Raw genomic sequence first — 26,565 nt, 5'->3', positions numbered from 1 at the left:
AGGAGGACCATGAACGAGCTCAAGGAGATCGTGCTCTCGCCCGACCCCCGCCTCTCCCAGGAGTGCGCCCCCGTCGAGAAGATTGACGACGACGTCTGCGCCCTCGCCAAGCGCATGCTCAGGGTCATGTACGCCGCCGACGGCTGCGGCCTCGCGGGCCCGCAGATCGGCGAGATGCGCCAGATCGTGGTCATCGACGTCGACTATGCGGGGCGCGGGGGCAAGAAGAACCCGTACGTGCTCATCAACCCGCGCATCGTCACGGCCGACGGGCCCGAGAGGGAGGGCTCCGAGGGCTGCCTCTCCTTCCCGGGCGTGAGCGTGCGCGTGAGCCGCCCCTCCCACGTGGTGGTGCAGGCGCTCAACCTGGATGGCGACCTCATGCAGTACGAGGCGGCGGACAACCTGCTCGCCGTCTGCCTCCAGCACGAGATAGACCACGTCCACGGCGTGACGATGTTCGACCACCTGCCGCCCATCCGCCGCGCCGAGGCGCAGCGCGAGTACGAGGCCGCGCTCGCCGCGGGCGCCCGCCCCGGCGACACCGAGGTGGAGTAGGGGGCGCCATGGCTGACGAGAAGTACGCGGTCGCCCCGGGGGCGCGCCGCCCGCGCGTGGTCTTCATGGGGACGCCGGACTTCGCCGTGCCGTCCCTCTCCGCGCTCGCCGAGGCCTGCGAGGTGGCCCTCGTGCTCACGCGCCCGGACGCGGTACGCGGGCGCGGCCGGCGGCTCGAGCCCTCGCCGGTGAAGGCCCGCGCGCTCGAGCTGGGGTTTCCCGTGCTCGAGGCCTCCCGCATGACGCCCGAGGCGCTCGACGCCCTGCGCGCGGCCGCGGCCGACGTCTTCTGCGTGGCCGCCTACGGCTGCATCCTGCCGGACGAGGTGCTCACGATGGCGCCCGCCGGGTGCGTGAACGTGCACGCCTCGCTCCTGCCGCGCTGGCGCGGCGCGGCGCCCATCCAGCGCGCGATCCTCGCCGGGGACGCCGAGACGGGCGTCTCCATCATGCGCATCGGCCACGGCGTGGACACCGGCGCCTACTGCGCGCAGGCCTCCACGACGGTGGCCGGAAAGACCGCGACCGAGCTCACGGCGGAGCTCGCCCGCCTGGGGGCGGACCTTCTCGTTGAGACGCTGCCCGCTGTGGTGGGCGGCACCGCCGCCTGGGTGGAGCAGGACGAGGCGCTCGTCACCCACGCCGCCAAGATCTCCAAGGCCGAGCTCATGCTGGACCCGGCCGACTCCGCCGCGACCAACGTCCTGCGCGTGCTGGCGTCCTCCGACGCCGCCCCGGCCCGCTGCGCCGTGGCCGGGCGCGGGGCCCGCGTGACCCTCGCGCGCGAGGGCGAGAAGGACTTTGCGCCGGGGGAGGTCCTCGCCGCCCGCGGCCGCGTCTTTCTGGGCTGCGCCGCGGGCTCGCTCGAGGTCCTGCGCGTGAAGCCGGATGGCAAGCGCGAGATGGAGGCCTCCGCCTGGGCCGCCGGCCTGCGCGGCGACGGCCTTGCCTGGGGGCGCGTCTAGGTGGCGCGCGCGACGGCCGCCCGGCTCGCGGCGCTCGCGCTCGCCTCGGAGCGCCGCCGGCGCAACGCCCGTGCGCGCGACCTGCTGCGCTCCTCGGAGGCCCTCTCGGCCCTTCTCGAGCGCGAGCGCGCCCAGGCCACGCGCCTCGTCCTGGGCTCCGTCGCCGCGGAGGGCGAGCTCGACCGCGTCATAGACGCCCACCTGCGCCGCGGCGCGCGCCTTGAGCCTCGGGTGCGCGACGCCCTGCGCCTCGCCGCCTTCGAGATCCTCTACCTCGGCACGCGCGATGACGTCTGCGTGAGCCAGGGCGTGGAGCTCGTGCGCGGCGTGGCCCCGCGCGCCGCCGGGCTCGCCAACGCGGTGCTGCGCCGCGTCGCCGAGAAGGACGCCCGCGCCCTCGCCCGCGCCCGCGAGCGCGTCGCGGACGGCGCCTTTGACGTCTCCGACCTCGCCCGCGTGGGCGCCCTGCCCGAGTGGCTCTGCGCGCGGGCGCTCGCCTCGCTGGGGCCCGCCCGCGCCGCCGCCTGGGCCGCCTCGGCGCTCGGGCCCGCAGGCGCGTGGGTGGCCGTCAGCCGCGTGCAAAGGGGGCAGGCGCCTTTGCACGCCCTCGAGGAGGCGGGGTGCGCGCCCGCCCCCGGTCCCGTGCCGGGATCCTACCTTCTGGGCGCCCCCGCACGTCTTGCGCCGTCCGGCCTCGTCGAGCGTGCGGAGGTCCTGCCCTGCGACCTTGCGGCGCAGGAGGTGGCGCTCGCCGCCGCTCCCGAGCCCGGCAGTCGCGTGCTCGAGGTGGGGCAGGGTCGCGGCACCAAGACCGTGCTCCTCGAGGGTACGGCGGTGGCTGCGGGCGGCCCGTGCGAGATTGTCTCGGTGGAGATCGACCCCCGCAAGTCCGCGCTCGCCGCGCGCCGCATGGAGGCCGCCGGGGTGGCCGACCACGTCACGTGCGTCGCGGCCGACGCCCGCTCGCTTGGCGGGGACGACCTGCCCGAGGTTCTTCTCGGCAGCTTTGACCTGGTCTTCGTTGACGCCCCGTGCTCGGGATCCGGCACGCTCGCGCGCCATCCCGAGATCGCGTGGTCGCTGCGCGAGGAGGCGCTCCCCGGCCTCGCCGCCCTCCAGGCGGACATCCTGCGCGCCGCGGCGACGCGCGTGGCGCCGGGCGGCCTTGTGGTCTACTCCACCTGCTCGGTCCTGGCGGAGGAGGACGAGCGCGTCGTGGAGGCGCTGCTCACCGGGCCCGTGGGCGGCCGCTTCGAGCTCCTCGACGCCCGGCGGACCGACCATCCGGGCGCCGACACCCACTTCGTCGCCCGCCTGCGCCGCCGCTAGGCCCCGCGCGCCACGACCCGTTGCCTGACCGGGCAAACTTCTGTACATTGTGCCGCCCCTGTTGGCTGCTCTGCTGCGTTTGTGACCTCCGCCTGGGATGGCGCAACGTGCGCAGGCTCTTCTCGCCAGCAATGTGCAGAAGTTTGGATACTCCCTCCTGAGCTCCATGGGACTGCTTAGACTTTTGGGGTCGTTGCGGGATTTCGGCGGGCGTGCGTTAGGGAATGGCGGCCGTTGCGGGAGGGGAGGGGGCGAGAAGGGCCGTCGGGCCGCCGCCGGTTAGGGATCGCCGCCCGTTGCGGAGCGCGCCCCCGCAACGGGCGGCAATCCCCGGCCGGTCGGCCGCGGGCCCGCGCAACGACCCCGGTTCCCTAACCCGCGCCCCCGGCGGATTCCAGCGGCCATTGCACCACGACGAGAGGGGCGTGGTTCAATGGGGCAGAGGCACTATGGCGAGGAGACCAGGAGGAGGGTCGTCGACCTGGTGTGGGGCGGCCTGACCGCCGCCGGCGCCGCCCGCGTCGTGGGGTGCGACCCGACCACGGCGCGGGACTGGTGCCGCGCGGCGGGCGCGCCCGTCAGGGTCGGCAGGCCCAGGAAGGGGGCGCCCGTGGCTTCCGGGCTCGCGGCGGCCGACAGGCCGCGCAGGACCTCGCCCCGCTCGAGGCTGACGCTGGCCGACCGCGCGGCGATCCAGGAGGGGCTGAGGGCGGGCAGGAGCCTGCGCGCCATAGCGCGCGACATCGGCTTCTCCCACACCACCGTCGCGCGCGAGGTGCGCCGCGGCTCGGAGCGGGGGCGCCACGGGTTCTCGCGCGCGCAGCGCCGGGCGGAGCGCGCGGCTCTCAGGCCGAGGCCGCGCAGGCTCGAGTCCGAGGCCGCCCTCGGGGCCTACGTCGCCGCGGGGCTCCTGGGGGGGGGTGGTCGCCGCGCCAGATTTCCGAGCGCATGAGGCTCGAGTTCCCCGACAATGGTGCCATGAGGGTGAGCCGCGAGACCATATACCAGGCCCTGTACGTGCAGGGCAGGGGCGCCCTGCGCCACGAGCTGGGGCGCGCGGGCGCTGCGCTCGGGGCGGCGCGGGCGCAAGCCGCGCCCGGGGCTGCCGGAGAGGCCCGGCCGGGGCTGGTGCGAGGGCTGCGAGATCTCGCTGCGCCCGCCCGAGGCCGCCGACCGCGCCGTGCCCGGGCACTGGGAGGGCGACCTGGTGGTGGGCTCGGGCGGCCGGAGCTGCCTCGCGACGCTCGTGGAGCGCAGGACGCGCTTCCTGGTCGCCGGGAGGCTGCCCGGCCACGAGTCGAGGACCGTCATGGACCTGCTCGTCGAGATGGTCGCGTCGGTGCCCGACGGCGTGCGCGACGCGCTGCTCTCCACCCTCACCTGGGACCAGGGGGTCGAGATGGCCGAGCACGCCCGCCTCACCGAGGCGACGGGCTTCAGGGTCTACTTCTGCGACCCGCACTCGCCCTGGCAGCGGGGCACCAACGAGAACACCAACGGGCTGCTCGGGCAGCTCTTCCCGAAGGGCGCCGAGTTCGCGGACGTGACCGACGAGCGGGTCCGCGAGGCGCAGGACCTGCTCAACGGGAGGCCGCGGGAGACCCTGGGGTGGAGGACGCCGGCGGAGGCGCTGGCGGAGGAGCTTGCGAAGGCCGGTGCAATGGTCGCCTGACTCCGCCGACGCTTTCCCCTCCGCTGCCTCCTCTTACGTTCTGCGCATTCGCCTTCGAGCATGGAGAGGAGCTCTTCTCGTGAGCGAACGCCGAGGAGCCGGTACCCGTTGGACCTCGCGCATCCGACGGTACCAGGCGCCACGCGGAGCTCCCGGGCAATCTCTGTCGTGGGAACTCCCGCCGCAGCACGTGCGAGGACGTCGAGCTGGGTGTCCGTAAGGCCCCTGTTTTCAAGGGCGCCGCGAAAGCCCTCGATATTGTTCGCGAGTTCGTTCACGTCCTTGTCGACATGCGGCCCGTAGCGTCGCACGAGCTCGCGTCCGTCCTCCATGCCGAGCTTGTGATACGCCCGTTGCCTGAAGCCACCCACCGTTGATGCCTCAACGCCCATCTCCCTCGCCGCCATCTCAGCAGTCATGCCGGCGAGTACGGAGCGCGCGGCGTCGACCTCTCGCTCGGTGAGGCCATGCTCGGAGAACGAGTGCTCGGCCTCGTCGGAGGCGTGCGGGATCCCGGGCGTCTCATGGGTGGAACGTCGCTGGTCGCTCATGGCAGCTCCTATCACCTTGGCCTCTTTCGAGCATCGTATATCCCCGTGGTGAGGAGGTCTGTGCTAAGAGGGCATGAATCCCAATTGCCACGGGTTTTGATGTGCGATGGGTCAATCTTCTCGGCGTCTCCGGGGCATATCCTGCATTGTAGGAGGCGCGACTCCCGGTGCACTATGGCAGCAATGTACAGAATCGAGCGCTCTGCGGGCCTTTGGCGGGCAGCGGGCCCTCAGCCTACGAGCCCCTCCCAGCCCTCGATCCAGAGGTCGGCCGCGCGACGCAGCTCGCGGGCGGGCTGGCGCGGGTCCTCGCAGCGCACGGCCACGGTCGTCATGCCGGCGCGGGCGGCCGAGAGCGTGCCGGGCAGTATGTCCTCGAAGACGCAGCACGCGCCCGGCGCCGTGCCCAGGCGGCGGGACGCCTCGAGGTAGATGTCGGGGTGGTCCTTCCCGCGGGCGACCTCGCGCCCGCAGACCACCTCGTCGAAGAGGCCGAAGACGTCAACGTGACGCATGGCCCCCAGCACGTGCGGGTCGTTCGTGGTGGCGAGCGCAAGGGGGACGCCCCGCGCGCGGAGCGCGCGCAGGTAGGCCTCGGCGCCCGGGCGCAGGCGGACCTCCTCCTCGTAGAGCGCCGCACCCAGGCGGTTCCACTCGTCCACGATGTCGGACACCTCGTCGCGCAGGCGGTAGCGCTCGACGCACCAGCGGGCTCCGGCGGAAAACCCGAGCGTGGCGAGCGTGGCGGAGGCGTCTTCGTCGAAGGGTAGCCCCCGCGTGGCGAAGAAGATCTCGTCCACGCGCCGCCAGAGGTGCCAGGTCTCCGCGAGCGTGCCGTCGAAGTCGAAGATGCCCGCCGAGAAGGACGGCGGGAGGAGCGAGGGGGCCGCCATCAGCGGTCCGGCTCGTCCTCGAGGGAGCGGAGCATGCCGAAGTAGACGTCGTCGCGCGAGATCATGCAGAGCTTGCGCAGGAGGTCGCGCGCCACGCGGAAGATGCCAGCGTCCGTGGCGGCGCGCGTGGCCTCGAGGAAGGCCTTGCTCACGGCCTCGGTGGGGGCAAGCGGGATCGCGGCCGCCTCCAGCAGCGTGTCGGCCTGCTCGGAGGAGAGCTCGCCTCCGGCCGAGACCCCCACCTGGCCGATGAGAGCCGCCATCGCGAGCCGCGCCACGAGGGCGGGCGCGCCGAGGTGGCGGGTTGCGCGCTGGTAGCAGGCTTGGGCGGTGAGCACGTGGCCGCCCTGCCACTGGAGCTGCGCCATGCCGAGGTAGCCGAGGCCTATCGACTCCGGGTCGTGCGCGAGGGAGAGCAGGCGGCAGAGCTCGCGCTGGGCGGCCTCGGCGTCGCCCGTCGCCTCGAGGCACTGCGCCAGGTTGAGGCTCGCCTGCGAGGAGAGCGGCGCCACCTCGGCCGCGCGCCGGGCGTGCGCGAGCGCCTCCTCGGAGCGGCCCCGGGCGAGGGCGGAGGCGGCGGCGATCGTGTGCGCCTCGAGGTAGGCCGCGGGCACGAGCGCGCAGCGCTCGCCGGGCGTGGCGACGAGCCGGTTGTAGAGCGCGCGGTCCGCGTATGAGCCAAAGCCGCGCCAGACGAGCCCGTCCGCGCCGTCGAAGGACCCGAGCCCGTCGACGGGCAGGAGCGCCTCGTCCGCGTACTTCCCCGCGGCCTCGAGGTCGTGGGAGACGAGGGCGTCGTGCGCCCGCGCGCACCCGCGCTGGAGGTCGCCCCCCTCGACGAAGGCCTCCCCGATGGCGAGCGGGTCGTCCTCGAGCTCGCCGTCGATGAGGCCCGAGACGCAGCGCCGCGCGGCCTCGACGACGTCGGCGTGGCCGTCCGCGCGGGCGGCGGAGAGGATGGCCTGGACGTTCTTCTCGGTGGACGCCGTGAGGTGGCGCGTGAGCTCGTCGGCGACGCTCCTGCGCCGCGCGGCCTCGTCTATCCCGAGGTCGCTCACGCGCCAGCAGCCGAGCGCGTCGCCCAGCTCGCCCGCGAGCGTCGCCTCGGAGAGCTCGGGCGCGTCATAGCGCTCGCGCGGGCAGAGGGCCTCGTCGTCGAGGGAGAAGCCCTGGCGGACGGGGGCGAGGCCGCCCGTCTCGTCGAGGGAGATGGCCGCCCCGCAGGAGCGCAGCAGCGCGACGGGGTCGAAGGCGCCCCCGAGGTCGACGGCCTCCAGGGCCGCGCGGGTCATGCGCGCGGAGTAGAGGCAGACGTGGTCGCGCGCGGTGTCGATGACGCCCGCCACCCACACCTCCCCGAGCTCGGGCGCGGCGTCCAGGGCGTAGCCCGCCACGAGCGCCGCGAGCCGCGCGTTGTAGGTGCCCGAGGCGCGCCGGCGCATCTGCTCGGTCGCGGGGACCACGCCGAGCCCGTCGACGAAGGCCGAGCGCGGCCACGCCTCCGGCGGGACGAGGTCGAGCTCGAAGGCGGCGAGCCCCGCCCGCGCGTTCACGCGGAAGCGCGCCGTGAGGCGGTGGGGGAGGCGGAAGGCCTCGATGCCGTAGGCAAGGGCGTAGCGCACGTCCCACTCCCCGCGCACGGGTCCCTCGAGGCGCGCAGCCACCTCGCGCGCCTGGCCGGCGACGGAGCTCGCGACGCGCTGCTCGGCCCGCACGATGGCGTCGAGCGGGGCGTCGTTGGGGCTCGCGAGGGCTCGGCTCGCAAGAAGGACGGAGTTGAGCGCGGACTCGACCTGCAGGACGCGGAGCTTGGCGAGGTAGCTGACCCGCTCCTCCTCGATGCGCAGGTAGAAGAGGCCCGAGGTGCGCGGGCGTACCACGCGGACGCCCGGAAGCTCGATGTCTGCCTCCAGGAGGCCCGCCTCCACGAGCCTCGTGGCGAGGTGCACCTCGAGCGGGCTCGGCGGCAGCTTGGGCGCCTCGCCCGGGAACTCGGGCGCGCCCGTCGCGCCCACGCGCGCGCGGACGTCCACGACGAGCCCCGAGAGGAGGGCCAGCGGGTCGGGGGAGGAGGCGAGCGAGCGCGAGAGCGCCTCGACGTCGAGGACGGTGGTGTTGCCGCCCGTCCGGTCCTTCTCTTCGCCCGCGTCGGCCGGGCCGCCCTCCTCCGGCGCAGCCCCGCCGTCCTCCGCGCCCTCGACGTTCACGAGCGCCGCGAAGAGCCTGCCGAGCCGTCCCGTGCGCTCCTCGTCCGCCATGGTCTCGCCCCCTTCCCGTCCTTCTCGCCCCGCGCCTACCGGCCGCCCGCCCCGCCGGCGCCGATCCTCCTGATGAAGAGGCCACTTCTGAGCTTGGGCTCGAGCCAGGTGGACTTGGGCGGCATGAGCTCGCCCGCGTCCGCCACCGCCATGAGCTCGCCCATGGAGACGGGGAAGAGCGAGAACGCCACCCCCCGCTCGCCCGCGCGCCGCACGAGCCCCTCCGCGCCCTCGACGCCGCCCACGAACGCGACGCGCGCGTCGGAGCGCGGGTCCTCGACGCCGAGGACGGGGCCGAGGACCCGCTCCTGCAGGAGCGCAGCGTCGAGGCCGCCCGCCGGGTCGTCCGGCCGCGCGCCCTCGAGCGAGAGCTCGCGCCAGGCGCCGAACGCGTACATGCCGAGCTGCCCGCGCCGCCCCGGGCACACCGGCCCGTCCTGGCGCCCCCCGACGGCGACGCCCGCCGCCTCGAGCGCGGCCACGAGCCCCGCCTCGTCGAGGCCGTTCGTGTCCGCTACCACGCGGTTGTACGGCAGGACGGCGAGCTGGCTCGCGGGGAAGAGGACGCAGAGCAGGTAGTTGTAGGGCTCGGTGCCGGAGAGGCCAGAGCCCGCCGCCTCGCGCATGCGCCGGCAGACGTCCGCCGCGGCAGCGGCGCGGTGGTGCCCGTCGACGATGTAGGCGCGCCCCACCTGGGCGAGCATCGCGCGGAAGCCCTCGACGGCCGCCGGGCGCGCCACGCGCCAGACGGTCTGGCGGACGCCCGCCTCGTCGGTGAAGTCGTAGAGGGGGTCCGCCGCCTTGGCGGCCTCCACAAGGATGTCCATGACCGCGTTGTCGCGATAGGCGAGAAGGACGGGGCCGGTCTGGCAGCCCGTGGCCTCGATGTGGCGGGCGCGGTCGGCCTCCTTCTCGGGGCGGGTGAGCTCGTGGGCCCGCACGGTCCCGTCCGCGAGGTCGTCCATCGCCACCCCGGCGACGATGCCGGTCTGCTCGCGGCCGTCCCCGCGCAGGCGGTAGAGGTAGTAGCAGGGAGTGGCGTCGCGCAGGAGCGTCCCGTCGGCGACGCGCCCGGCGAGCAGCTCGCGGGCGCGCTCGTAGACGTCCGGCGCGTACGGGTCGTGCTCGGGCGGGAAGGCGGTCTCCGGGCGGTCGATCGCCAGGAAGGAGCGCGGGTGGGCGGCCACGTAGGCGGCGGCCCCCGCGCGGTCGAAGACGTCGTAGGGCGGCGCGGCAAGCTCCGCGGCGGCGTCCGGTCGCGGGCGGTGGCAGGTTATGGGCTCGGCGTGCATGGGGCCTCCTCGCGTGTCGTATGAGGACATGATACCCCGCGGGCGCGACGCCGGTCGGGGTGCTACCCTGAGACGGACGAAAGGAGGCGCGCATGGCGCTCACGGGCGAGGACGTCACGGGCCGCAGGCTCGTGATCTTCGACTTCGACGGCACGCTGGCGGACACGATCGCCGGCATCATCTCCACGGCCCGCACGGTCCTTCTCCGCCACGGCCTCTCCGAGGAGGAGATCGGCGACGTGCGCCGCATCATCGGCCCGCCGTTCCCGCAGGCGTTCTCGAGCGTCTACGGCCTCTCCGAGGAGGAGGCGGCCCGGGTGACCGAGGAGTACCGGGCCATCTACCTGAACCTCGGCCTTGCGGGCTGGCCGCTCTACCCGGGCGTCCGCGAGCTCCTCGCCGACCTGCGCGCAGCCGGCAGGACGCTCGCGGTGGCCTCCTCAAAGCGCCAGCAGCTCGTGGAGCGCGCCGTCGCCGACAACGGCGTCGACGGGCTCTTCCTCGCGGTGCTCGGCAAGGAGTCGGACGCGCAGGGCGACAAGGCCGCAACGATCATCCGCGTCCTCGAGCGCGCGGGCGCGCGCCCGGGCGACGCCGTGATGGTGGGGGACCGCCACCACGACGTCGACGCGGCCGCCGCCTGCGGCGTGCCCTGCGTGGGCGTGACGTACGCGGGCACGGCGGCGGCAGGCGAGCTCGAGGACGCCGGCGCGTGCGCCGTCGCGGACAGCGTGGAGGGGCTGCGCCGCGTCCTTCTCGGCGCCTGAGCGCGGCTCCTCGGGACGCGCCCCGGGGCCGCTGGCCGAGAAGTGCGGGGGCGAGGCCCCGGGATGTGGGTAGAAGGACGAGCATAGGGGATGCGCGGCGTCCCGCCGGGCTCAAGAGATGGGAGCAGACATGGCAGACTTTGACGTGACCGAGGGCATACGCAAGCTCTTCCTGGCCAGCGTGGGCGCGGTGGCCATGGGCGCCGAGAAGTCCCAGGAGGTCGTCGAGGAGCTGGTCAAGAAGGGCGAGCTGACGGTCGAGCAGGGCAAGACCCTCAACCAGGAGCTCACCCGCAAGGCCAAGGAGGTCATCGACGGCGCCGGCGACTCCGCGCTGCGCGCCCGCCTCGAGGCCATGACGCCCGAGGAGCGCGCGGCCTATGCCGCGAAGGTCGCCCAGATGTCCGCCGACATCGACGCGAAGACCGTCACGGTCGACGTCGAGGAGGCCGAGGGCGAAGAGGAAGACGCCGAGTAGCGGCTGGGGAGCACGTGGCAGAGGCACGAGGTGACACGGGCCGGGGTCGCGTCGAGGGCGCGGCCCCGGACACGCAGGGCCCGCAGGACAGGGCCGCGGAGCAGGCGCGCCCCGCGGGCGGCACCTCCCCCGAGGGGGAGGCTCGCCGCGCGTGGGGCCCCGTCATGGGCACCGAGCTGCCCCGGCGGCAGACGCCCAGCACGGCCAAGAGCCCGGACGAGATCCTGGACGCCTGGTACGACGCCGTGAGGAGGCGGGAGGAGCAGCGGGAGTCCTCGCAGACGATCGGCATCTTCGGCGGCCGCTCGGCCGGCGCGGACGACTACGGCCTCACCACCGCCTCGCGCCTCGCGCGCATCGGCGAGATGGTCAACATCGTCCGGCGCTACGACATCTTCCACGGCCTCACGCCGCAGAGCCTGCGCCGCATGCTCGAGGAGCTGGGGCCCACCTTCGTCAAGGCGGGGCAGATCCTCTCCATGCGCTCGGAGATCTTGCCCGAGAGCTTCACGCGCGAGCTCGCGCGCCTTCGCACGAGCGTGGAGCCCATGGACCGCGACACGGTGATCTCCGCCCTGCGCGCCGAGTACGACCGCCCGATCGAGGACATCTTCGACGCCATCGACGACCGCCCGCTCGGCTCGGCCTCCGTCGCGCAGGTGCACAAGGCGCGCCTCGTGACGGGCGAGGTCGTGGCGGTCAAGGTCCAGCGGCCGCACGTGCAGGAGGTCATGGCGCGCGACATCTCCATCATCCGCTCGCTCGCGCGCTACGCGAGCCGCTTCATGGGCGACGAGCAGTTCATCGACCTGCAGTCCGTGGTGGACGAGCTCTGGCAGTCCTTCCGCGAGGAGACGGACTTCCTCGTGGAGGCCAGAAGCCTCGAGGAGTTCCGCCGCAACAACGCGGGCTGCGCCTTCATCGACTGCCCCAGGCCCCACCCCGCGCTCTGCACGCGGCGCGTGGTGGTCATGGACTACGTCGAGGGCATCCCCATCAACGACACCGCGCGCCTCGTGGCCGAGGGCTACGACCTCGCGGAGATCGGCACCAAGCTCGCGGACAACTACACGAGCCAGATGCTCGACGACGGCTTCTTCCATGCCGACCCGCACCCCGGCAACCTCGTGATCAACGGGGGCAAGATCGTCTACCTGGACCTCGGCATCATGGGGCGGCTCTCCAGCCACGACCGCACCGCGGTGCGCGACATGGTGGTGGCCGTCGCGCGCTGCGACTCCCCGGCGCTCGCCGACGGCCTGCTGCGCTTCTCGACGTCCGACACCACCGAGGTCGACCACGCGCACCTGCTCGCCGACCTCGACGCCATCGTCGCCGACTACGGCCTCTCCGACCTCTCCGACCTCGACATAGGCTCGTTCATGAACGCGCTCATCTCCATGGCGCAGAAGAACGGGATCGAGCTCCCCGGCTCGGTCACCATGCTCGCGCGCTCCCTCGTGACGCTCGAGGGCGTGGTGCACGCGCTTTTGCCGGACGCCTCGATCGTGGAGATCATCCAGAGCCACCTGCGCGCGCACGCGGCGCCCGACGAGCTCGTCCGGCAGGAGGTCGGCCGCCTCTCGCGCGAGGCCGTCGCCGCCACGCACGGCCTGCTCGGCGCCGCGGGCGACCTCAGCCTCATCACGCGCATGCTCACGCGCGGCCAGCTCCGCGTGAACCTCGACCTCGCCGGCACGGCCGACCCGCTCGAGGACCTCTCGCGCATCGCCAACCGCCTCACCATGAGCGTCATCGTGGCGGGCCTGTTCATCGGCTCGTCCGTGGTCTACTACGCGCGCATCCAGCCCGTCATCTTTGGCATCCCGGTGATCGGCTTCGTGGGCTACCTCGTGGCCTTCATCCTCGGCGCGTGGGTGGCGCAGGACGTCATCCGGGAGAGCCGCCGGCGCAGGCGCAGGTAGCCGCGCCGGCTGCCGTCAGGCGTCCGGCTGCCGCCGCTTGCCGCCGCGTCCGGCTGCCGCTCGCCCCCTGCCCGCTTCCCGGTGCCGTTGGGTGGCATTCCTTATATAAAGTCCGGTCATTATCAAAGATGCTGCCCACTCGCATGCGCAATGTGGCGAGAAGAACAAGTCTTGCTTTAATTCTTCCGCCCGGCGGCCCGAGACTACGCCCCGGCCATCAAGGATGCCACCCACTTCCGGCAAAAAAGTTCGGATTCCGCGCAAGGAGCGGACCGCCTGAATCGTGTTTGTGATGAGGGGAGAAGAGCCGGGGCGGGCCCGGCGCTCCCCGGGAGACGAGAGGGTGGTAGACATGCTGAGAAGAACCAAGGCCGCGCTGGCCGTCACGGGCGCTCTCGCGCTGGCGGGGCTCGGCGCCGTCGCGCAGCCGGCGCTGGCGGCCGGGTACGCCCCCGCATGGCAGGGGGACGCGGGTCGCGCGATCGAGCGCAAGGTCGATGACGCGGCGGCGCGCTGCGCCTACGCGGACGCCAACGGAGACGGCGTCTGCGACAGCCGCGGCACGGGCGCGCGCGGGACCTGCGGCGCCTATGCGGACGCGGATGGCGACGGCGTCTGCGACAGCTGCGCCAACGCGGACTGCGGGGGCTACGCGGACGCCAACGGCGACGGCGTCTGCGACAGCCGCGGGGACGGGACCTGCGCGACCGGCGGCGCCTGCGACGGCACCGGCCCCCGCCGCGACGGCACGGGCGCGGGCCAGGGCCACCACGCCGGTCGCGGGTCCGGCCACCACGGCGGGCGCGGTCGCTGCTAGCATGTGACGTGACGGAGGAGGGCGCGTGCGCGGTCAGGCAGAGATGGAGCGGGCGATGGGCGAGCACGCGGACGCCGTGTGGCGCGCGTGCCTCGTCTACCTGCCCGCCGCGGACGCCGAGGACGTCTTCCAGGAGACCTTCCTCAAATATGCCCTGCACGACGAGCCCTTCCGCGACGACGCCCACGCCCGCGCCTGGCTCCTGCGCGTGGCCATCAACGGCTGCAAGGACGCCCTGCGCGCGGCCCGCAGGCGCGACGTCTCGCTCGAGGAGCGCGTGGAGCGGCTCGGCGAGGGGGCCGTCGGCGCCGAGGCGCCCTCCGAGCTCGGCCTGCGCGAGGTGCTCGACGCCATGGCGGCGCTCGGGGACCCGCCCCGGACCCAGCTCTACCTCGCCCTCTGCGAGGGGTACTCCGCCCGTGAGATAGCCGGGATCTGCGACATGCCCGTGGGCACGGTCTACTCTTGGATCTCTCGGGGAAAGCGCAAGCTCAGGGAGGTGCTGTCATGAGGGAGGGTGCCGCCGAGAGGCGCGTGCGCGAGGCGTTCGCGTCCGTCCACGCGCCCGAGGACGTCAAGGCCCGCGCGCTCGCCGCGATCGAGGCGCGCCGCGCGGGGGAGCCGTGCGGGGACGCCTTCGAGCCCCCCGCCCCGGCCGCCGCGGTCGCGGCGCGGCGTCCTTCTCGCCCCCGCGCCAGGGGGCGCGCGCGGCTGCTGCTGGCAGCCTGCCTCGTCGTGGCCGTGGTGGGGGTGGGCCTTCTCGGGCTCGCCTTCGTCACGCCCTCGGCGTACGTGGACATAGACGTGAACCCCTCGATCGAGCTCGCCGTCAACCGCTTTGACCGCGTGGTGGGCGCGCGGGGCCTCAACGAGGACGGGCGCGACGTGCTCGCCGCGACGGACGTGACGTGGATGGGCTACGAGCAGGCCGTGGCCGAGCTCGCCGAGGGCATGGAGGCCGCGGGCTACCTCGGCTTGGGCTCCACGGTGAGCGTGACCGTGAGCTGCGACGACGACGCCCAGTACGGCGCCCTCGAGGACGCGAGCCACCGGTGCCTGGGCGCCTCCGCTGCCGAGGTGAGCTGCTCGCACGCGAGCGAGGAGGAACGTCACGCCGCGCACGAGGAGGGCCTCGGCGTGGGGAAGTGGCGCGTCTGGCGCGAGCTCGTGGACGCCGGGTCCGACCTCACGGCCGAGGACGCGGCGGGCATGAGCGTGCGCGAGCTCACGGAGCTGCTGGAGGGCGCGGGGTCCGCCTCGGGGCATCACGGAGGCCGGCACCGGGGGCAGGCCGGGCACGACTGACCGGGAGCGTCTGCTCGCGCGCCCGCGGGCGCCCGCGCGCTTGCCGACGCGTCCTCCGCGCGCGGCGATTCCGGCGCTACAGTTGAGTCGTCGAGAGCGCGCGAGAAAGGGGAGACCATGAGGGACGAGAGCTGCGCATACTGCATGATCGGCGAGAAGGACGAGCTGGTGGGCGCCTTTGGCATCCCCCCTCTGCGAGCTGCCGGCGAGCCAGCTGATACTCTTCAGGGAGCAGAGCCACCGCGGGCGGTGCATCGTGGCCTCCAAGCGCCACGTCGACGACATCAGTGACCTCACCGAGGAGGAGTCGGCGGCCTTCATGGCGGACGTCCGCCACGTGGCCGCGGCGCTGCACCGGGCCTTCTCGCCCGACAAGATCAACTTCGGCGCGTATGGCGACACGATGCACCACCTGCACTTCCACCTCGTGCCCAAGTACGCGGACGACCCCTTCGAGTTCGGCGACGTCTTCGCGATGAACCCGGGGCGCGTGACGCTCTCCGACGCCGAGTGCGACGCACTGGCCGAGAAGATCCTGGCTGCCCTGTAGGCCGACCTGGCAAAGGTGCCGGGGGAAACTGTCAGGTTTTTCCTGACAGTTTCCCCCGGCACCTTTGCCAGGTCTAAAGTTGTGTCAATCAAACAAATTGAGTTGCAATAGGCTAACCCTTGTGTCCGGATAGTTTACTCTGTCTAACAGAGAAGGCCGTCGGACGTGAGGGGCGACGACACGTGATGATCGACAGACGGCTCATCGGCATCGTGCCGGGGAGCATGAGGTACGTGGGCGCGAGCGTGGCCCTCCAGTGGGCGTCGCTTATGGCCAACATGGGCATGGTGCTCGTCATCTGCCGGACGCTCTCCGCGCTCTGGGCGGGCACGGCGGGCGAGAAGGACCTCGTTCTTCTCGCCGCCGGCGTGACCTGCGCGGCCGTCGTGCGCGGCCTTGCCGCCGTGGGCTCCGCGCGCATGGGGTTTCTCGCCAGCCGCGAGGTCAAGCGCGCGCTGCGCCACCGCATCTACGAGAAGCTCCTGCGCCTGGGGCCGGGCTATCGCGAGGACGTGCGCACCTCCGAGGTCGTGCAGGTGGCCGTGGAGGGGTGCGACCAGCTGGAGACCTACTTCGGCGCGTACCTGCCGCAGTTCTTCTACGCCATGCTCGCGCCGCTCACGCTCTTTGTGGCCCTGGCCTTTGTGAACGTGCCGGCGGCCGTGGTGCTGCTCGTGTGCGTGCCACTCATTCCCGTGGCCATCGCCGCGGTGCAGACCTGGGCAAAGAAGCTGCTCGGCCGCTACTGGGGGCAGTACACCGAGCTCGGCGACACGTTCCTGGAGAACCTCCAAGGCCTCACCACTCTCAAGGTCTACCAGGCCGACGAGTTCAAGCAGGCCGAGATGAACGAGCAGGCCGAGAAGTTCCGGCGCATCACGATGCGCGTGCTCACGATGCAGCTCAACTCCATCACGATTATGGACCTCGTTGCGTACGGCGGGGCGGCCGCCGGCGTGGCGGTGGCGCTTACGCAGATGGCCGCGGGTGCCGTTGACCTGGGCGGCTGTCTTGCCATCATCCTGCTGGCGGCGGACTACTTCATCCCCATGCGCCAGCTGGGGTCGTTCTTCCACGTGGCCATGAACGGCATGGCGGCGAGTGAGAAGATCTTTAGGCTGCTGGAGCTGCCGGAGCCGCCGGCGGGTGGGGAGAGTTTCCCCGCGTGCTGTGACGTGCGCGCCTGCGAGCTGCGCTTCTCCTACGACGGCGAGCGTGAGGTGCTGGACGGCGTGAGCCTGGACGTGCCGGCTGGCGGCCTTGTGGCCGTGGTGGGGGAGTCCGGCTGCGGTAAGTCCACGCTCGCAGCGCTCCTGCTGGGGCGGCTGCGCGGGTATCGTGGCTCGCTCACGGTGGGCGGCGTTGAGGTTGGCGCGCTCGACGCCGCAGACCTGCTCGCCCACGTGACCTACGTGGGGCACGAGAGCTACCTCTTCAAGGGAACGGTGCGCGAGAACCTGCTGGTCGCGGCCCCGGGTGCGAGCGACGATGCGCTCTGGGCCGCGCTCGAGGCCACGCGCCTGGCGCCCTTCCTGCGCGGCGAGGACGGGCTGGACACGATGCTCGCGGAGCGTGGCTCCAACCTCTCCGGCGGCCAGCGCCAGCGCCTGGCAATCGCCCGTGCCCTCTTGCACGAGACGCCGGTCTACGTCTTTGACGAGGCCACCTCCAACGTGGACGCGGAGAGCGAGGACGCCATCATGGGTGCGGTTCGCGGGCTGGCAGGCCGCGCGACGGTAATCCTCATCTCGCACCGTCTGGCAAACGTGGTGGGGGCCGACAAGATCTTCGTGCTCGACGACGGACGCGTGGTGGAGCACGGGCGCCACGACGAGCTCGTTGTCGCGGGAGGCCGCTACGCAACCCTCTGGCGCGCCCAGCGCGAGCTCGAGGGTGAGACAAAGGGGACAGGTTCATTTGTCTCATCAGCTAGCCCTGCGCGCCCGTCTCTGCACGACCAGCGCGATGAGACAAATGAACCTGTCCCCTTTGTCTCACGGAGGGTGATGCGGCGGCTCGTGGGGCTGGTGCGCCCGCTCATGGGATTTATGGTGCTGGCCATCCTCATGGGACTTCTCGGCCACGTCTGCGCGGCGGCAATCACGGTGCTCGGCGGCTACGGCGTGCTCGCGGTGCTCGCGGACGGCGCGGCGGCCCCGCTCGCGGGCCTCATCGTGGCGATGGCCGTCTGCGCCGTGGCACGCGGTCTGCTTCGCTACGGCGAGCAAGCCTGTAACCACTTCATCGCCTTCAAGCTGCTCGCGCTCGTCCGCGACCGCGTGTTCCGGGCGCTGCGTCGGCTTGCTCCGGCCAAGCTCGAGGGGCGCGATCGTGGCGACCTCATCTCGCTCATTACCTCGGACATCGAGCTTCTCGAGGTCTTCTACGCGCACACCATCTCGCCGGCGGCGATAGCGCTGCTCTTCTGCGCGGACGCCTGTGCCTTCGTCGGGAGCTTCCATCCTGCGCTTGCCGTCGTGGCCGCGGTGTCATATCTCGCCGTGGGCGTGGCGTGCCCGCTCGTCGCGGCGCGTCTCGCCGGGGACGCCGGCTCGCGCTTCCGCGCCGGCGCGGGCGAGCTCTCGAGCTTCGTGCTGGAGAGCCTGCGCGGCCTAGATGAGATCCTGCAGTACGGTGCGGGTGCGGAGCGCCTGGCCCAGATGGACGAGCGTTCCCGCGCGCTCGCCGCGGACGAGGAGCGCATGAAGCGCGCCACCGGTCGTGCCACGGCGCTCACCAACACGGTCATTCTCGCCTGCGACCTGGTCATGCTGCTCGTGGCGGCGGCGCTTCACCGCGCCGGTGCCGTGGGATTTGACGGGGTGCTCATCCCCGTGCTCGCGCTCATGAGCTCGTTCGGCCCGGTGGTGGCGCTCGCGAACCTGGGCTCCACGCTGCAGCCCACCCTCGCGGCGGGCGAGCGCGTGCTCGCCATCCTGGACGAGGAGCCGGTGACGCCTGAGGTCACGGGCGAGAAGCACGTGGATTTCGACGGTGCCGCGGCGAGCCATGTGGGCTTCTCCTACGGAAACGAGCGCGTGCTCGAGGACGTCTCGCTCGAGGCTCCCGCCGGCAGAATCGTGGGCATCACCGGGCGCTCCGGCTCCGGCAAGTCCACCCTGCTGCGCCTGTTCATGCGGTTCTGGGACGCGGGCGAGGGAAGCGTCTCCGTCTCCGGGCGCGACGTGCGGCACGTGGACACGGCCAACCTGCGCGAGCTGGAGTCCCTCGTCACGCAGGAGACCCACCTCTTCCACGACAGCATCCGCAACAACCTGCGCATCGCGCGGCTCGACGCCACGGACGAAGAGATCGAGGCGGCCTGCCGCAAGGCCTCGGTCCACGACTTCGTCATGAGCCTGCCGGCGGGCTACGACACGCCGGTCGGCGAGCTCGGCGACACCCTCTCCGGCGGCGAGCGCCAGCGCCTGGGGCTTGCCCGCGCCTTCCTGCACGACGCTCCGTTCATGCTGCTCGACGAGCCCACGAGCAACCTCGACAGCCTGAACGAGGCCGTCATCCTGCGCTCCATTGCCGAGGAGCGCGCCGGGCGGACGGTTCTTCTCGTCTCCCATAGGCCGTCCACGATGCGCATCGCCGACACCGTGGTCAGCGTTGAGAACGGGAGGGTCAGCTGATGGCGCGCACGCACGACACCGCGCGCGTGGCTGCCAAGCGCGAGCGCGAGAAGCGCATGGTGTCCGAGATGATCGCGCTCTATTGCCGCAAGCGCCACGGCACGCGCGTCGGTGAGCTCTGCCAGGAGTGCGCCGAGCTCGCGGAGTACGCACGGCAGCGCAGCGACCGCTGCCCCTTCATGGAGACCAAGACCTTCTGCTCAAACTGCCGCGTGCACTGCTACAAGCCGGAGATGCGCGAGAAGATCCGCGAGGTCATGCGCTTCTCGGGCCCGCGCATGATCTTCCATCACCCCGTGGCGGCCGTCCGTCACGTCATCGAGACCAAGGCCGAGAAGAGGCGACTTTCCAGGGAGGATGCATGAACGTCAAGAAGGTGCTGCTCGTTGCGCTGGGCTGCGTGGGGCTTGTTCTGGGGGCTGTGGGAGCGGTGGTGCCGCTGCTGCCGGCGTTTCCGTTTCTCATGCTTGCGGCGTTCTGCTTTGCCAAGAGCTCCGAGCGGCTGCACACGTGGTTCACGAGCACCAAGCTCTACAAGAAGAACCTCGAGAGCTACGTGGCCGGCCAGGGCATGGACTGGGCCACCAAGATCCGCGTGATGGTCACGGTGACCATGCTCATGTCCATCGGCTTTGTCATGATGCATCAGGTGCGCGTGGGGCAGATCGTCCTCGCGTGCGTGTGGGTGTTCCACATCCTGTACTTCTGCTTCGGCGTGAAGACCCGCCGCGTCCCCGCCGAGGCGTAATGGGTCAAAAGGGGACAGTCCCTTTTGACCCATTTGGCGGGCGAGAAGAACGCGGGCTCGCAAGGAGGTTGCCATGATCAACGTCATTATCGTCCTGGCCGTGGTGGCGGTCGTCCTTCTCGCCGCCCGTCGCTACCTGCGGACACTCCGTCAGGGCGGCTGCGGCTGCGGGTGCTCCGGCGGGGGAGAGTCCCACGTCGCGCGCCCGACGGTTGCCGACACCAACGAGGCGCACTACCCCTACTCGGCCGACCTCACCGTCGAGGGAATGCACTGCGAGCATTGCCTCGCGGCCGTGGAGACCTCGCTCGACGGCATCGGCGGCGTGTGGGCGCGTGCGAGCCTGCCCGACCGCGTGCGCGTGCTCTCCAAGGACCCGATCGACCCTGCGGCGCTGGCCGCAGCCGTGGAGTCCGCCGGCTACCGGGTGACCCAAGGGTGATTCAAAAGGAGACGCCCCCCTTTGAATCACCCGACGCGCTATGATGGCAGGATGCTATTGCGGCAGTGCGCGTGCGGGGAGGAGACTCGATGAGGCAGTGCATGGATGCGGCGAACCTTCACAGGCGTCTGCACAAGATCATCGGCCAGGTGCAGGCCATCGATCGCATGATTGACGAGGACGTGCCGTGCGAGGACATCCTCTCGCAAATCAACGCAGCGAAGAGCGCCCTGCACCGATGCGGCCAGGTTGTGCTCGAGGGGCACATCCAACACTGCGTGCGCGACGGCATCGAGCACGGGGACGCGGACAAGACCGTTGCCGACTTCACCAAGGCCGTCGAGCGTTTCGCCAACATGATTTAGTGCCCCAGCTGAAAAAAGAACTTCGGATTTGACTCCTCTTCCTCAAAGCATTATACCCATAGGGGTATAGGTATAAAAACGCGCCGGCGAGAAGGACGGGGGAGTCCATGATCGAAGGTCTCGAGAAGCTGCTGGAGTGGGGCGGCACTAAGCGCAACATCGCGTTTCTCGCCGTCTCGGGCGTGGCACTCGTGCTCTCGCTCGCGGGCGTCGAGCCGTTTCCGTTCTCGATCGCATGGGTCGCCATCATCCTGTGCGGCGTGCCCATCATCCTGGAGGCCGTCATCGGCCTCGTGACGGAGTTCGACATCACGGCCGACGTGCTCGTCTCGCTCGCCCTCATCGCGAGCGTCTTCATCGGCGAGGACTTCGCTGCGGGCGAGGTCGCCTTCATCATGCAGCTCGGCGGCCTGCTCGAGGAGCTCACCGTGGCGCGCGCCCGTGCCGGCATCGAACGGCTCGTCCATCTGACGCCGCGCACGGCACGGCGCATCGCCCGCGCGTCCGCCGAGGGGGCCGAGCCGCGCCCCGTGGCGGAGGAGACCATCGCGGCGGAAGCCGTTCAGGTGGGCGACATCCTGCGCGTGCTGCCCGGGGAGGCCGTGCCCGTAGACGGCGTCATCGTCTCCGGTCAGACCTCGGTCAACCAGGCGGTCATGACCGGCGAGAGCCTGCCGGTGGACAAGGGCCCGGGGGATGAGGTGTCGTCCGGCACGGTCAACCAGTTCGGCTCGTTCGACATGGTCGCGACGCGCGTGGGCGAGGACTCGTCCATCCAGCGGATGATTCGCCTCGTGCAGTCGGCCGACGCCGGCAAGGCCAAGATCGTGAACCTCGCCGACCGCTGGGCGGTGTGGATCGTCGTCATCGCCCTTGTGGCAGCAGTTCTCACCTATCTCGTGACGGGCGAGATAATTCGCTCGGTCACCATCCTCGTCGTCTTCTGCCCGTGCGCGCTCGTGCTCGCCACGCCCACAGCCATCATGGCGGCGATCGGCAACGCCACCAGGCACGGCTTTCTGGTGCGCGAGGGGGACGCGCTCGAGCGCCTGGCGCAGGTCAGGCGCGTGTGCTTTGACAAGACGGGCACGCTCACCACGGGGGAGCCGCAGGTCGTGGCTGTGTTCTCGGGCGAGAAGGACGTGAGTGAGGAGACCCTGCTCGCGATTGCCGGCGCGGCCGAGAAGCGATCCGAGCACCCCCTCGGGCGCGCCATCGTGGCCGCGGCCACGGAGCGCGCCGGAGCGGCGCCGAAGGACCCGACGTCCTTTGCCATGGTGCCCGGTCGCGGCGTGGTGGCAGAGGTGGGCGGGCGCACGGTGTACGCCGGCAGCGCCGCGCTGGTGGCGGAGCACGGTCTGGCTATACCGGACGCACTGGGGAGGCGCGCGGACGCTGCGCGCGCCGAGGGGGCAACGATCACCTATCTCGGCTGGGGCGACGCGGCAGCGGGGTTCATCGCGCTCGCCGACCGCGTGCGCGAGAACGCCACCGCTACGCTTTCGGCAGTGCGGGAGACGGGCGTGGAGCCGGTGCTCCTCACGGGGGACCACGAGGCGGCGGCCGCCCACGTGGCTGCCGAACTCGGCATCACCACCTACAAGGCCGCATGCCTGCCCGAGGACAAGCTCTCCTTCATCGATGACTCGGAGCGCGCGGGCAAGGGCGTTTGTATGGTCGGCGACGGCGTCAACGACGCGCCTGCGCTCAAGCGCGCGCTTGTGGGCATCGCCATGGGAGGCGTCGGCAGCGATATCGCCGTCGACGCGGCGGACATCGCGCTCGTGAACGATGACATCGCCGAGCTACCGCACCTCCTGCGCCTCGCGCGCCGCATGATGACGACCATCAGGATCAACCTGACGTTCTCGATGACCCTCAACTTCATCGCGATCGCACTTGCCATCTCGGGCGTCCTGAACCCCGTGGTGGGGGCGCTCGTGCACAATGCGGGGTCGGTGCTCGTCATCGTCAACTCCGCGCTCCTTCTGGGGTGGAGGGCGTGTGCCCGATGAGGTGCCGTGGGGGCATTCGACCTACCGGCGAGCATGACGATTAATGCTCCCGAGTCGGCTCCGCACGCGCGTTCGCTACCACCGGGCGAGAAACGCGAGCGTCTGCGCGAAGGCTTCCTCGCTGCCGCCGAGCACGATGAGCGCCTTGCCGGAGTACGCTTCGACGTGCCGCCCCGGAAGGTGGAGGAATCCGAAGAGGCCGTCCTTCTCGACCGTGAACCGCTCCATGTCTCCACTTCCCAACGACAGGCCCCACAGCGGACTGGTTGATGCCTCCTAGAGACGTCGGGCGCTTTCTGCTGCCAGCGCGATGGTGGTGCCGTTGTGCAGGAGCGCCGAGACCTGGGGCTGGATGATGCCGGCGATTCCCGCGGCGAGAAGCGCCGAGTTGATGCCCATGACCGCGACGAACGAGCGGTCGAGCCGCCCCATGAGAGAACGGCTGAGCGCGTGCAGGCGCACGATGGCGTCGAGCCCGCCCGCGGCGAGCGTGACGTCGGCGACCTCCTGCGCGATGGCGGTACCTGTGCCCATGGCAATGCCCACGTCGGCAGCGGAGAGCGCCGGCGCGTCGTTGACGCCGTCGCCCACCATGACGACGCGTTGTCCGCGGGCCACGAGCGCCTCCACGTAGGCATGCTTGTCCTCGGGGAGCAGGTCAGCGCGGTACTCGGTGATGCCCGCCTCGGCGGCGATGCGTGCGGCGGTGCGCTCGTTATCGCCGGTGAGCATGATGATGTGGTCGACGCCCTGCGAGCGAAGTGCCGCAATTGCCTCGGGCACTCCTGCCTTTAAGGGATCCTCGATGCCGAGCGCGCCCACCAGCTTTCCGTCTTGGGCGAGGTAGAGCGGCGAGAGGCCTTCGAGCTCGCCGTCGATGAGCGCCTCTGCCTCGGGGGTGACCTCGACGTGCTCGTCCTCCATCACGAAGTGGCGGCTTCCGATGACGATTCTCTTGCCATCGAGCGCCGACGCGATGCCGTGCGCCACGATATAGGCGACCTCGGCGTGGCGCTCGCGATGCTCGAGACCGCGTGCGGCGGCCGCCGCCACCACGGCGCGTGCCACGGGGTGGGGGAAGTGCTCCTCCAGACAGGCCGAGGTGCGCAGGACCTCGTCCTCGGTCCAATCGGGCGCGAGGGCGAGTACGCGCGCGACCCGGGGCGTCGCCTCGGTGAGCGTTCCCGTCTTGTCGAACACGATGGTGTCGGCGGCGGCGATGGCCTCGAAATGCTTGGCACCCTTGACGGTCATGCCCTCGTGAGCGCTCTGACTCATGGCGGCGAGCACGCTGATGGACGACGTGAGCCTGAGGGCGCAGGAGTAGTCGACCATGAGGGCGGCCGACGTCTTTGCGAGGCTTTTCGTGGTCGCCGCCACAAGCCCCGCAAGCAGGAAGTTCCACGGAACGAAGCGGTCCGCGAGGTGCTCGCGGCGCGTCTGGACCTCGCTCTTGAGCTGCTCTGTTGCCTCGACGAGGCTCACGATGGAGCGGAGCTTGGTCGAGGCGGGCTCGGCGCCCACGCGGATGACGATCTCGCCCTCTTCTACCGCGGTGCCGGCAAAGACGTCGTCGCCGGCCATGCGCTCCACGGCGAGCGGCTCGCCGGTGAGCGCCGCCTGATTGACCATGGCCTCTCCGCGCACCACCACGCCGTCGACGCACACGGGCATACCGGTGCGCGCCACGACGAGGTCGCCCGTGCAGAGGCTCTGGGCGGGCACGGTGACCTCCTCGCCGTCCTCGAGGCGACGCGCGCTTTGGGGGATGGCCATGAGAGAGCGGATGAGCTCGTGCTCGGAGCGCGTGCGGGTGGCGTCCTCGAGAGCCTCGCCCAGATCGAGCAAGAACATGGTGCTTGCCGCGGTCTTTGGGTCGCGCTTGGCAAACGAGAGGCCGATGGCCGAGGCGTCGAGCACCGGCACGTCGAGACGCCCGCGCCTGAGCGAGGCGAGGCCGGCGCGCAGGAACCCGAGGTAGTGAAGCCCGGCCCATACCGCGCGCAGCGCGGGAGGGAGGAGCCAGCGGCGGATCAGGTGGTTGCCCACGAGGCGGACGATGCTGCGCGCAACGGGCGCGCCCACGGGCACGAGCGCCGCAGGCGTCTGGACGCTCGTCTTTTCGAGCTGGGGGAGTGCGAGCGCATCCAGTCGATCAAACAGGGCCGTCCTTGCGGGAGCGTCGCGATACCAGACGGCAACCGAGCGGATGCGAGGATAGGCGCGCACGCGCTCGACGCCCGCCCAAGAGGAGAGCGTCGTCTCGAGAGCGACGACGTCGGATGCGACAAGACGCTCGATGAGCGTCAGGCGCACTCGCCCCGGCACCTCATGTTCGATGGCGTATCGCACGGTCGCGCCTACGCCTCAGCGGGAGCGGGCTCGACGGGCTCGGCTGCGTCGGTTGCTTTGGACGTTTCCTGGTCCTCGTCATCCTCGGTGTCGTAGACGGTCTCGTTAAGGTACGTGGCCTCGGCGACGATGTCATCCATCTCGGCGCGGGTGCGCTCGATGGCATCCTCGCAGGCGCGCTTGGCGCGCAGGCCCGCCGCGACGGCCTCGACGTAGAGGCGCTTGGCCGCGTCGCTCGTGAGCACCTTGCCGCCGACCGACCCGATCAACACCCCCGCGCCCAAAAGCAGGCCGTGCGTTCCCTTGAGAAAACCTAGAGCACTCATGTCGAACTCCCTCCGTCGCGCACAAAAGTACGCCTTGGTGAACAGTTTCAAGTCAACTGTAGCTCACATTTGAGGAATGGTCGGCGTGATTTCCGCAAGGGGTCAAATGGGGACTGTCCCGTATGCGCAAAAGGGACATCCCTTTTGCGCGTTACCCAGCGAGCTTGCAGACGAGCATCGCGGCGAACATGATCGTGAATACCAAGTTGCTCCATCCGCCAAAGAGGACGCAGCGCGCCGGCTGCGGCACGCGCATCCACGCAAGGCCGAGAAAGCTCGTGACCAGCGGCGTGAGGACGACAAACCAGGCGGGGAAGACGGTCTGTCCGAGCACGACGGCCGCGGCGAGCACAACAAAGCCCAGGTACATGGGCACGGTTGCAAACCGCATGACAAACATGATGTTGTCCGCGACCTCGTCGTACAGTTCTTCTCGCCCTGCCTTGGCGATGACGGAGAGATAGACGTACTGGGCGTGGTAGGCGCCGCCGCAGATGAGGGCAAGGGCGAGCAGGGCCGCGGCCAGCCAGACGAGCCAAGCCATCTCGCCACGCGCCGTGAGCGCAAGCCCCGCAAACCCGAGCACGTACAGGAACGCGGAGACCGGCCCGAGCGCACCTCCAAGCCGTACGCGGCCGGCGGGCACGTCGCGCATGATGCGCATATACGGCCTGAGCGTGCCGTCCATGTCGTAGGCGCCGGGCGTGAAGTAGAGCAGCATGTCCCCGGCAAACATGAGAATCGAGCCCAGGAGTCCCAGGGCGAGAAGTACGAGCGTCAACGGCATGGCGCCTCCCATCCATCGCGGGCGTCAGATGGCCCCGGAGCTCGCTCGGCTCCGGGGCCTCAGCTTGAGCCATTACGCTTCGACGAGGCTCCTTGCGGCCGTCTCGAGTTCGGCGATGGCATCGTCATCGGGGGCCTCGTTGGCGATCACGGTGCAGACCACGTTCACGCCAGCCCCCTCCGCGTCTGCCCGCCAGGCCTCCATCCACTCGCCGGTGCCCCAGCCGTAGCTGCCGAACAGCGCCACGGGCTTGTCGCCCAGCGCGTCGCGGCACGCCTCCCAGACGGGCTCGAACTCGTCGGATTCAAGCTCCTCGGCGCCCATGGCGGGGCAGCCAAAGGCAAGCGCGTCATAGCCGGACACATCCTCTGCCGAGAAGTCCGCGACGGGCACGACACGAGCCTCGGCCCCTGCTGCGGCGACGCCCGATTCGAGCGCACGGGCCATCTCCTCGGTGTTGCCCGTTCCCGTCCAGTACACGATTGCGATGTTCTTGCTCATGGAAGTCTCCCTCCGTCGTGCGGGCTCGGCC

Annotated in this window: 26 protein-coding genes and 1 pseudogene; 18 read left to right on the top strand and 9 right to left on the bottom strand. The window is 71.2% G+C overall.

Annotation, left to right across the window (positions count from 1 at the left end; all coding sequences use genetic code 11):
- Window positions 1–9 precede the first annotated feature (9 nt).
- From def to H6A23_RS11440, 5 genes are all read left to right on the top strand, one after another.
- Complete coding sequence (def, locus tag H6A23_RS04190; RefSeq protein WP_204830939.1) at window positions 10–558, top strand: peptide deformylase; 549 nt, start codon at window positions 10–12, stop codon at window positions 556–558.
- Between the two features lie 8 nt (window positions 559–566).
- The gene (gene fmt, locus H6A23_RS04185) at window positions 567–1,523 is read left to right on the top strand and encodes a methionyl-tRNA formyltransferase (protein WP_204830938.1); all 957 of its coding nucleotides are present in this window, start codon (window positions 567–569) and stop codon (window positions 1,521–1,523) included.
- Window positions 1,524–2,852: a transcription antitermination factor NusB gene (locus H6A23_RS11660; RefSeq protein ID WP_204830937.1), complete on the top strand. Its 1,329-nt coding sequence runs from the start codon at window positions 1,524–1,526 to the stop codon at window positions 2,850–2,852.
- A gap of 433 nt (window positions 2,853–3,285) precedes the next feature.
- Complete coding sequence (locus tag H6A23_RS04175) at window positions 3,286–3,804, top strand: helix-turn-helix domain-containing protein (protein WP_204830936.1); 519 nt, start codon at window positions 3,286–3,288, stop codon at window positions 3,802–3,804.
- Between the two features lie 111 nt (window positions 3,805–3,915).
- On the top strand, window positions 3,916–4,524 hold the full coding sequence (locus H6A23_RS11440) for an IS30 family transposase (RefSeq protein WP_286165796.1): 609 nt from the start codon (window positions 3,916–3,918) through the stop codon (window positions 4,522–4,524).
- A gap of 71 nt (window positions 4,525–4,595) precedes the next feature.
- Here the strand turns inward: H6A23_RS11440 and H6A23_RS11655 are convergent.
- The 4 genes and pseudogenes from H6A23_RS11655 to H6A23_RS04155 form a co-directional block, all read right to left on the bottom strand.
- Window positions 4,596–5,075: pseudogene (locus tag H6A23_RS11655) on the bottom strand (LuxR C-terminal-related transcriptional regulator); the annotation flags it as partial.
- Window positions 5,076–5,305: 230 nt separating this feature from the next.
- Window positions 5,306–5,968 (bottom strand): HAD family hydrolase, encoded by a 663-nt coding sequence (locus tag H6A23_RS04165; RefSeq protein WP_204830934.1) that lies wholly within the window; start codon window positions 5,966–5,968, stop codon window positions 5,306–5,308.
- Entirely contained in the window at window positions 5,968–8,226 is a 2,259-nt protein-coding gene (locus H6A23_RS04160) for a tetratricopeptide repeat protein (protein ID WP_204830933.1), read from the bottom strand. The genes H6A23_RS04165 and H6A23_RS04160 overlap by 1 nt, the downstream gene beginning before the upstream one ends.
- 35 nt (window positions 8,227–8,261) lie before the next feature.
- On the bottom strand, window positions 8,262–9,518 hold the full coding sequence (locus H6A23_RS04155; protein ID WP_204830932.1) for a DUF1015 domain-containing protein: 1,257 nt from the start codon (window positions 9,516–9,518) through the stop codon (window positions 8,262–8,264).
- Between the two features lie 92 nt (window positions 9,519–9,610).
- Here H6A23_RS04155 and H6A23_RS04150 point away from each other — a divergent pair, with 92 nt between their 5' ends.
- From H6A23_RS04150 to H6A23_RS04085, 13 genes are all read left to right on the top strand, one after another.
- On the top strand, window positions 9,611–10,285 hold the full coding sequence (locus H6A23_RS04150) for an HAD family hydrolase (RefSeq protein ID WP_204830931.1): 675 nt from the start codon (window positions 9,611–9,613) through the stop codon (window positions 10,283–10,285).
- 130 nt (window positions 10,286–10,415) lie between these two features.
- Entirely contained in the window at window positions 10,416–10,763 is a 348-nt protein-coding gene (locus H6A23_RS04145) for a phasin family protein (protein ID WP_204830930.1), read from the top strand.
- Between the two features lie 14 nt (window positions 10,764–10,777).
- Window positions 10,778–12,688: an ABC1 kinase family protein gene (locus H6A23_RS04140; RefSeq protein ID WP_353653006.1), complete on the top strand. Its 1,911-nt coding sequence runs from the start codon at window positions 10,778–10,780 to the stop codon at window positions 12,686–12,688.
- Between the two features lie 352 nt (window positions 12,689–13,040).
- A complete protein-coding gene (locus H6A23_RS04135; protein ID WP_204830929.1) occupies window positions 13,041–13,505 on the top strand; it encodes a hypothetical protein in 465 nt (154 codons plus the stop codon).
- A 25-nt stretch (window positions 13,506–13,530) separates the two neighbouring features.
- Window positions 13,531–14,016 carry an RNA polymerase sigma factor gene (locus tag H6A23_RS04130; RefSeq protein ID WP_204830928.1) on the top strand — a complete coding sequence of 162 codons (486 nt, stop codon included), beginning with the start codon at window positions 13,531–13,533 and terminating at the stop codon, window positions 14,014–14,016.
- The gene (locus H6A23_RS04125; protein ID WP_204830927.1) at window positions 14,013–14,810 is read left to right on the top strand and encodes an anti-sigma-I factor RsgI family protein; all 798 of its coding nucleotides are present in this window, start codon (window positions 14,013–14,015) and stop codon (window positions 14,808–14,810) included. The genes H6A23_RS04130 and H6A23_RS04125 overlap by 4 nt, the downstream gene beginning before the upstream one ends.
- 178 nt (window positions 14,811–14,988) lie before the next feature.
- Entirely contained in the window at window positions 14,989–15,360 is a 372-nt protein-coding gene (locus H6A23_RS04120; protein WP_286165786.1) for an HIT family protein, read from the top strand.
- 185 nt (window positions 15,361–15,545) lie between these two features.
- Complete coding sequence (gene cydC / locus H6A23_RS11435) at window positions 15,546–18,998, top strand: thiol reductant ABC exporter subunit CydC (protein ID WP_286165794.1); 3,453 nt, start codon at window positions 15,546–15,548, stop codon at window positions 18,996–18,998.
- On the top strand, window positions 18,998–19,363 hold the full coding sequence (locus H6A23_RS04105; RefSeq protein WP_204830926.1) for a nitrous oxide-stimulated promoter family protein: 366 nt from the start codon (window positions 18,998–19,000) through the stop codon (window positions 19,361–19,363). Before cydC ends, H6A23_RS04105 begins: the two co-directional genes overlap by 1 nt.
- Window positions 19,360–19,746, top strand: a complete 387-nt coding sequence (locus H6A23_RS04100; protein ID WP_204830925.1) for a YbaN family protein — start codon at window positions 19,360–19,362, stop codon at window positions 19,744–19,746. Before H6A23_RS04105 ends, H6A23_RS04100 begins: the two co-directional genes overlap by 4 nt.
- Before the next feature lie 73 nt (window positions 19,747–19,819).
- Window positions 19,820–20,188, top strand: coding sequence for a heavy-metal-associated domain-containing protein (locus H6A23_RS04095; protein WP_204830969.1), 369 nt, complete (start codon window positions 19,820–19,822; stop codon window positions 20,186–20,188).
- 89 nt (window positions 20,189–20,277) lie between these two features.
- Window positions 20,278–20,553, top strand: a complete 276-nt coding sequence (locus tag H6A23_RS04090) for a metal-sensing transcriptional repressor (protein WP_087216948.1) — start codon at window positions 20,278–20,280, stop codon at window positions 20,551–20,553.
- 107 nt (window positions 20,554–20,660) lie between these two features.
- Window positions 20,661–22,568 carry a heavy metal translocating P-type ATPase gene (locus H6A23_RS04085; protein WP_204830924.1) on the top strand — a complete coding sequence of 636 codons (1,908 nt, stop codon included), beginning with the start codon at window positions 20,661–20,663 and terminating at the stop codon, window positions 22,566–22,568.
- Window positions 22,569–22,643: 75 nt separating this feature from the next.
- On the opposite strand, the gene H6A23_RS04080 is transcribed toward H6A23_RS04085, so the two are convergent.
- The 5 genes from H6A23_RS04080 to H6A23_RS04060 form a co-directional block, all read right to left on the bottom strand.
- Complete coding sequence (locus H6A23_RS04080) at window positions 22,644–22,796, bottom strand: hypothetical protein (protein ID WP_204830923.1); 153 nt, start codon at window positions 22,794–22,796, stop codon at window positions 22,644–22,646.
- A 48-nt stretch (window positions 22,797–22,844) separates the two neighbouring features.
- Complete coding sequence (locus H6A23_RS04075; RefSeq protein ID WP_204830922.1) at window positions 22,845–24,920, bottom strand: heavy metal translocating P-type ATPase; 2,076 nt, start codon at window positions 24,918–24,920, stop codon at window positions 22,845–22,847.
- Between the two features lie 8 nt (window positions 24,921–24,928).
- Complete coding sequence (locus tag H6A23_RS04070; RefSeq protein ID WP_204830921.1) at window positions 24,929–25,246, bottom strand: DUF6110 family protein; 318 nt, start codon at window positions 25,244–25,246, stop codon at window positions 24,929–24,931.
- Window positions 25,247–25,397: 151 nt separating this feature from the next.
- Complete coding sequence (locus H6A23_RS04065; protein ID WP_204830920.1) at window positions 25,398–26,033, bottom strand: DUF6796 family protein; 636 nt, start codon at window positions 26,031–26,033, stop codon at window positions 25,398–25,400.
- A gap of 72 nt (window positions 26,034–26,105) precedes the next feature.
- The gene (locus H6A23_RS04060; RefSeq protein ID WP_075280467.1) at window positions 26,106–26,534 is read right to left on the bottom strand and encodes a flavodoxin; all 429 of its coding nucleotides are present in this window, start codon (window positions 26,532–26,534) and stop codon (window positions 26,106–26,108) included.
- Between the last annotated feature and the right edge of the window lie 31 nt (window positions 26,535–26,565).

The sequence above is a fragment of the Olsenella uli genome, assembly GCF_016900775.1.
In the GTDB taxonomy this organism is placed as follows: domain Bacteria; phylum Actinomycetota; class Coriobacteriia; order Coriobacteriales; family Atopobiaceae; genus Thermophilibacter; species Thermophilibacter uli_A.
Note: the sequence above shows the minus strand (reverse complement) of the source record. Positions and strands in the feature narration are given on the sequence as shown.

Excerpts from the sequence above, each read along its gene's own strand:
- H6A23_RS04125 (WP_204830927.1), top strand. The coding sequence starts at position 14,013 with ATGAGGGAGGGTGCCGCCGAGAGGCGCGTGCGCGAGGCGTTCGCGTCC.
- H6A23_RS04085 (WP_204830924.1), top strand. The coding sequence starts at position 20,661 with ATGATCGAAGGTCTCGAGAAGCTGCTGGAGTGGGGCGGCACTAAGCGC.
- H6A23_RS04150 (WP_204830931.1), top strand. The coding sequence starts at position 9,611 with ATGGCGCTCACGGGCGAGGACGTCACGGGCCGCAGGCTCGTGATCTTC.
- fmt (WP_204830938.1), top strand. The coding sequence starts at position 567 with ATGGCTGACGAGAAGTACGCGGTCGCCCCGGGGGCGCGCCGCCCGCGC.
- H6A23_RS04090 (WP_087216948.1), top strand. The coding sequence starts at position 20,278 with ATGAGGCAGTGCATGGATGCGGCGAACCTTCACAGGCGTCTGCACAAG.
- H6A23_RS04065 (WP_204830920.1), bottom strand. The coding sequence starts at position 26,033 with ATGCCGTTGACGCTCGTACTTCTCGCCCTGGGACTCCTGGGCTCGATT.
- H6A23_RS04155 (WP_204830932.1), bottom strand. The coding sequence starts at position 9,518 with ATGCACGCCGAGCCCATAACCTGCCACCGCCCGCGACCGGACGCCGCC.
- H6A23_RS04165 (WP_204830934.1), bottom strand. The coding sequence starts at position 5,968 with ATGGCGGCCCCCTCGCTCCTCCCGCCGTCCTTCTCGGCGGGCATCTTC.
- H6A23_RS04160 (WP_204830933.1), bottom strand. The coding sequence starts at position 8,226 with ATGGCGGACGAGGAGCGCACGGGACGGCTCGGCAGGCTCTTCGCGGCG.
- H6A23_RS04060 (WP_075280467.1), bottom strand. The coding sequence starts at position 26,534 with ATGAGCAAGAACATCGCAATCGTGTACTGGACGGGAACGGGCAACACC.
- H6A23_RS04175 (WP_204830936.1), top strand. The coding sequence starts at position 3,286 with ATGGGGCAGAGGCACTATGGCGAGGAGACCAGGAGGAGGGTCGTCGAC.
- cydC (WP_286165794.1), top strand. The coding sequence starts at position 15,546 with ATGATCGACAGACGGCTCATCGGCATCGTGCCGGGGAGCATGAGGTAC.
- H6A23_RS04070 (WP_204830921.1), bottom strand. The coding sequence starts at position 25,246 with ATGAGTGCTCTAGGTTTTCTCAAGGGAACGCACGGCCTGCTTTTGGGC.
- H6A23_RS04095 (WP_204830969.1), top strand. The coding sequence starts at position 19,820 with ATGATCAACGTCATTATCGTCCTGGCCGTGGTGGCGGTCGTCCTTCTC.
- H6A23_RS04105 (WP_204830926.1), top strand. The coding sequence starts at position 18,998 with ATGGCGCGCACGCACGACACCGCGCGCGTGGCTGCCAAGCGCGAGCGC.
- H6A23_RS04080 (WP_204830923.1), bottom strand. The coding sequence starts at position 22,796 with ATGGAGCGGTTCACGGTCGAGAAGGACGGCCTCTTCGGATTCCTCCAC.
- H6A23_RS04145 (WP_204830930.1), top strand. The coding sequence starts at position 10,416 with ATGGCAGACTTTGACGTGACCGAGGGCATACGCAAGCTCTTCCTGGCC.
- def (WP_204830939.1), top strand. The coding sequence starts at position 10 with ATGAACGAGCTCAAGGAGATCGTGCTCTCGCCCGACCCCCGCCTCTCC.
- H6A23_RS04135 (WP_204830929.1), top strand. The coding sequence starts at position 13,041 with ATGCTGAGAAGAACCAAGGCCGCGCTGGCCGTCACGGGCGCTCTCGCG.
- H6A23_RS04100 (WP_204830925.1), top strand. The coding sequence starts at position 19,360 with ATGAACGTCAAGAAGGTGCTGCTCGTTGCGCTGGGCTGCGTGGGGCTT.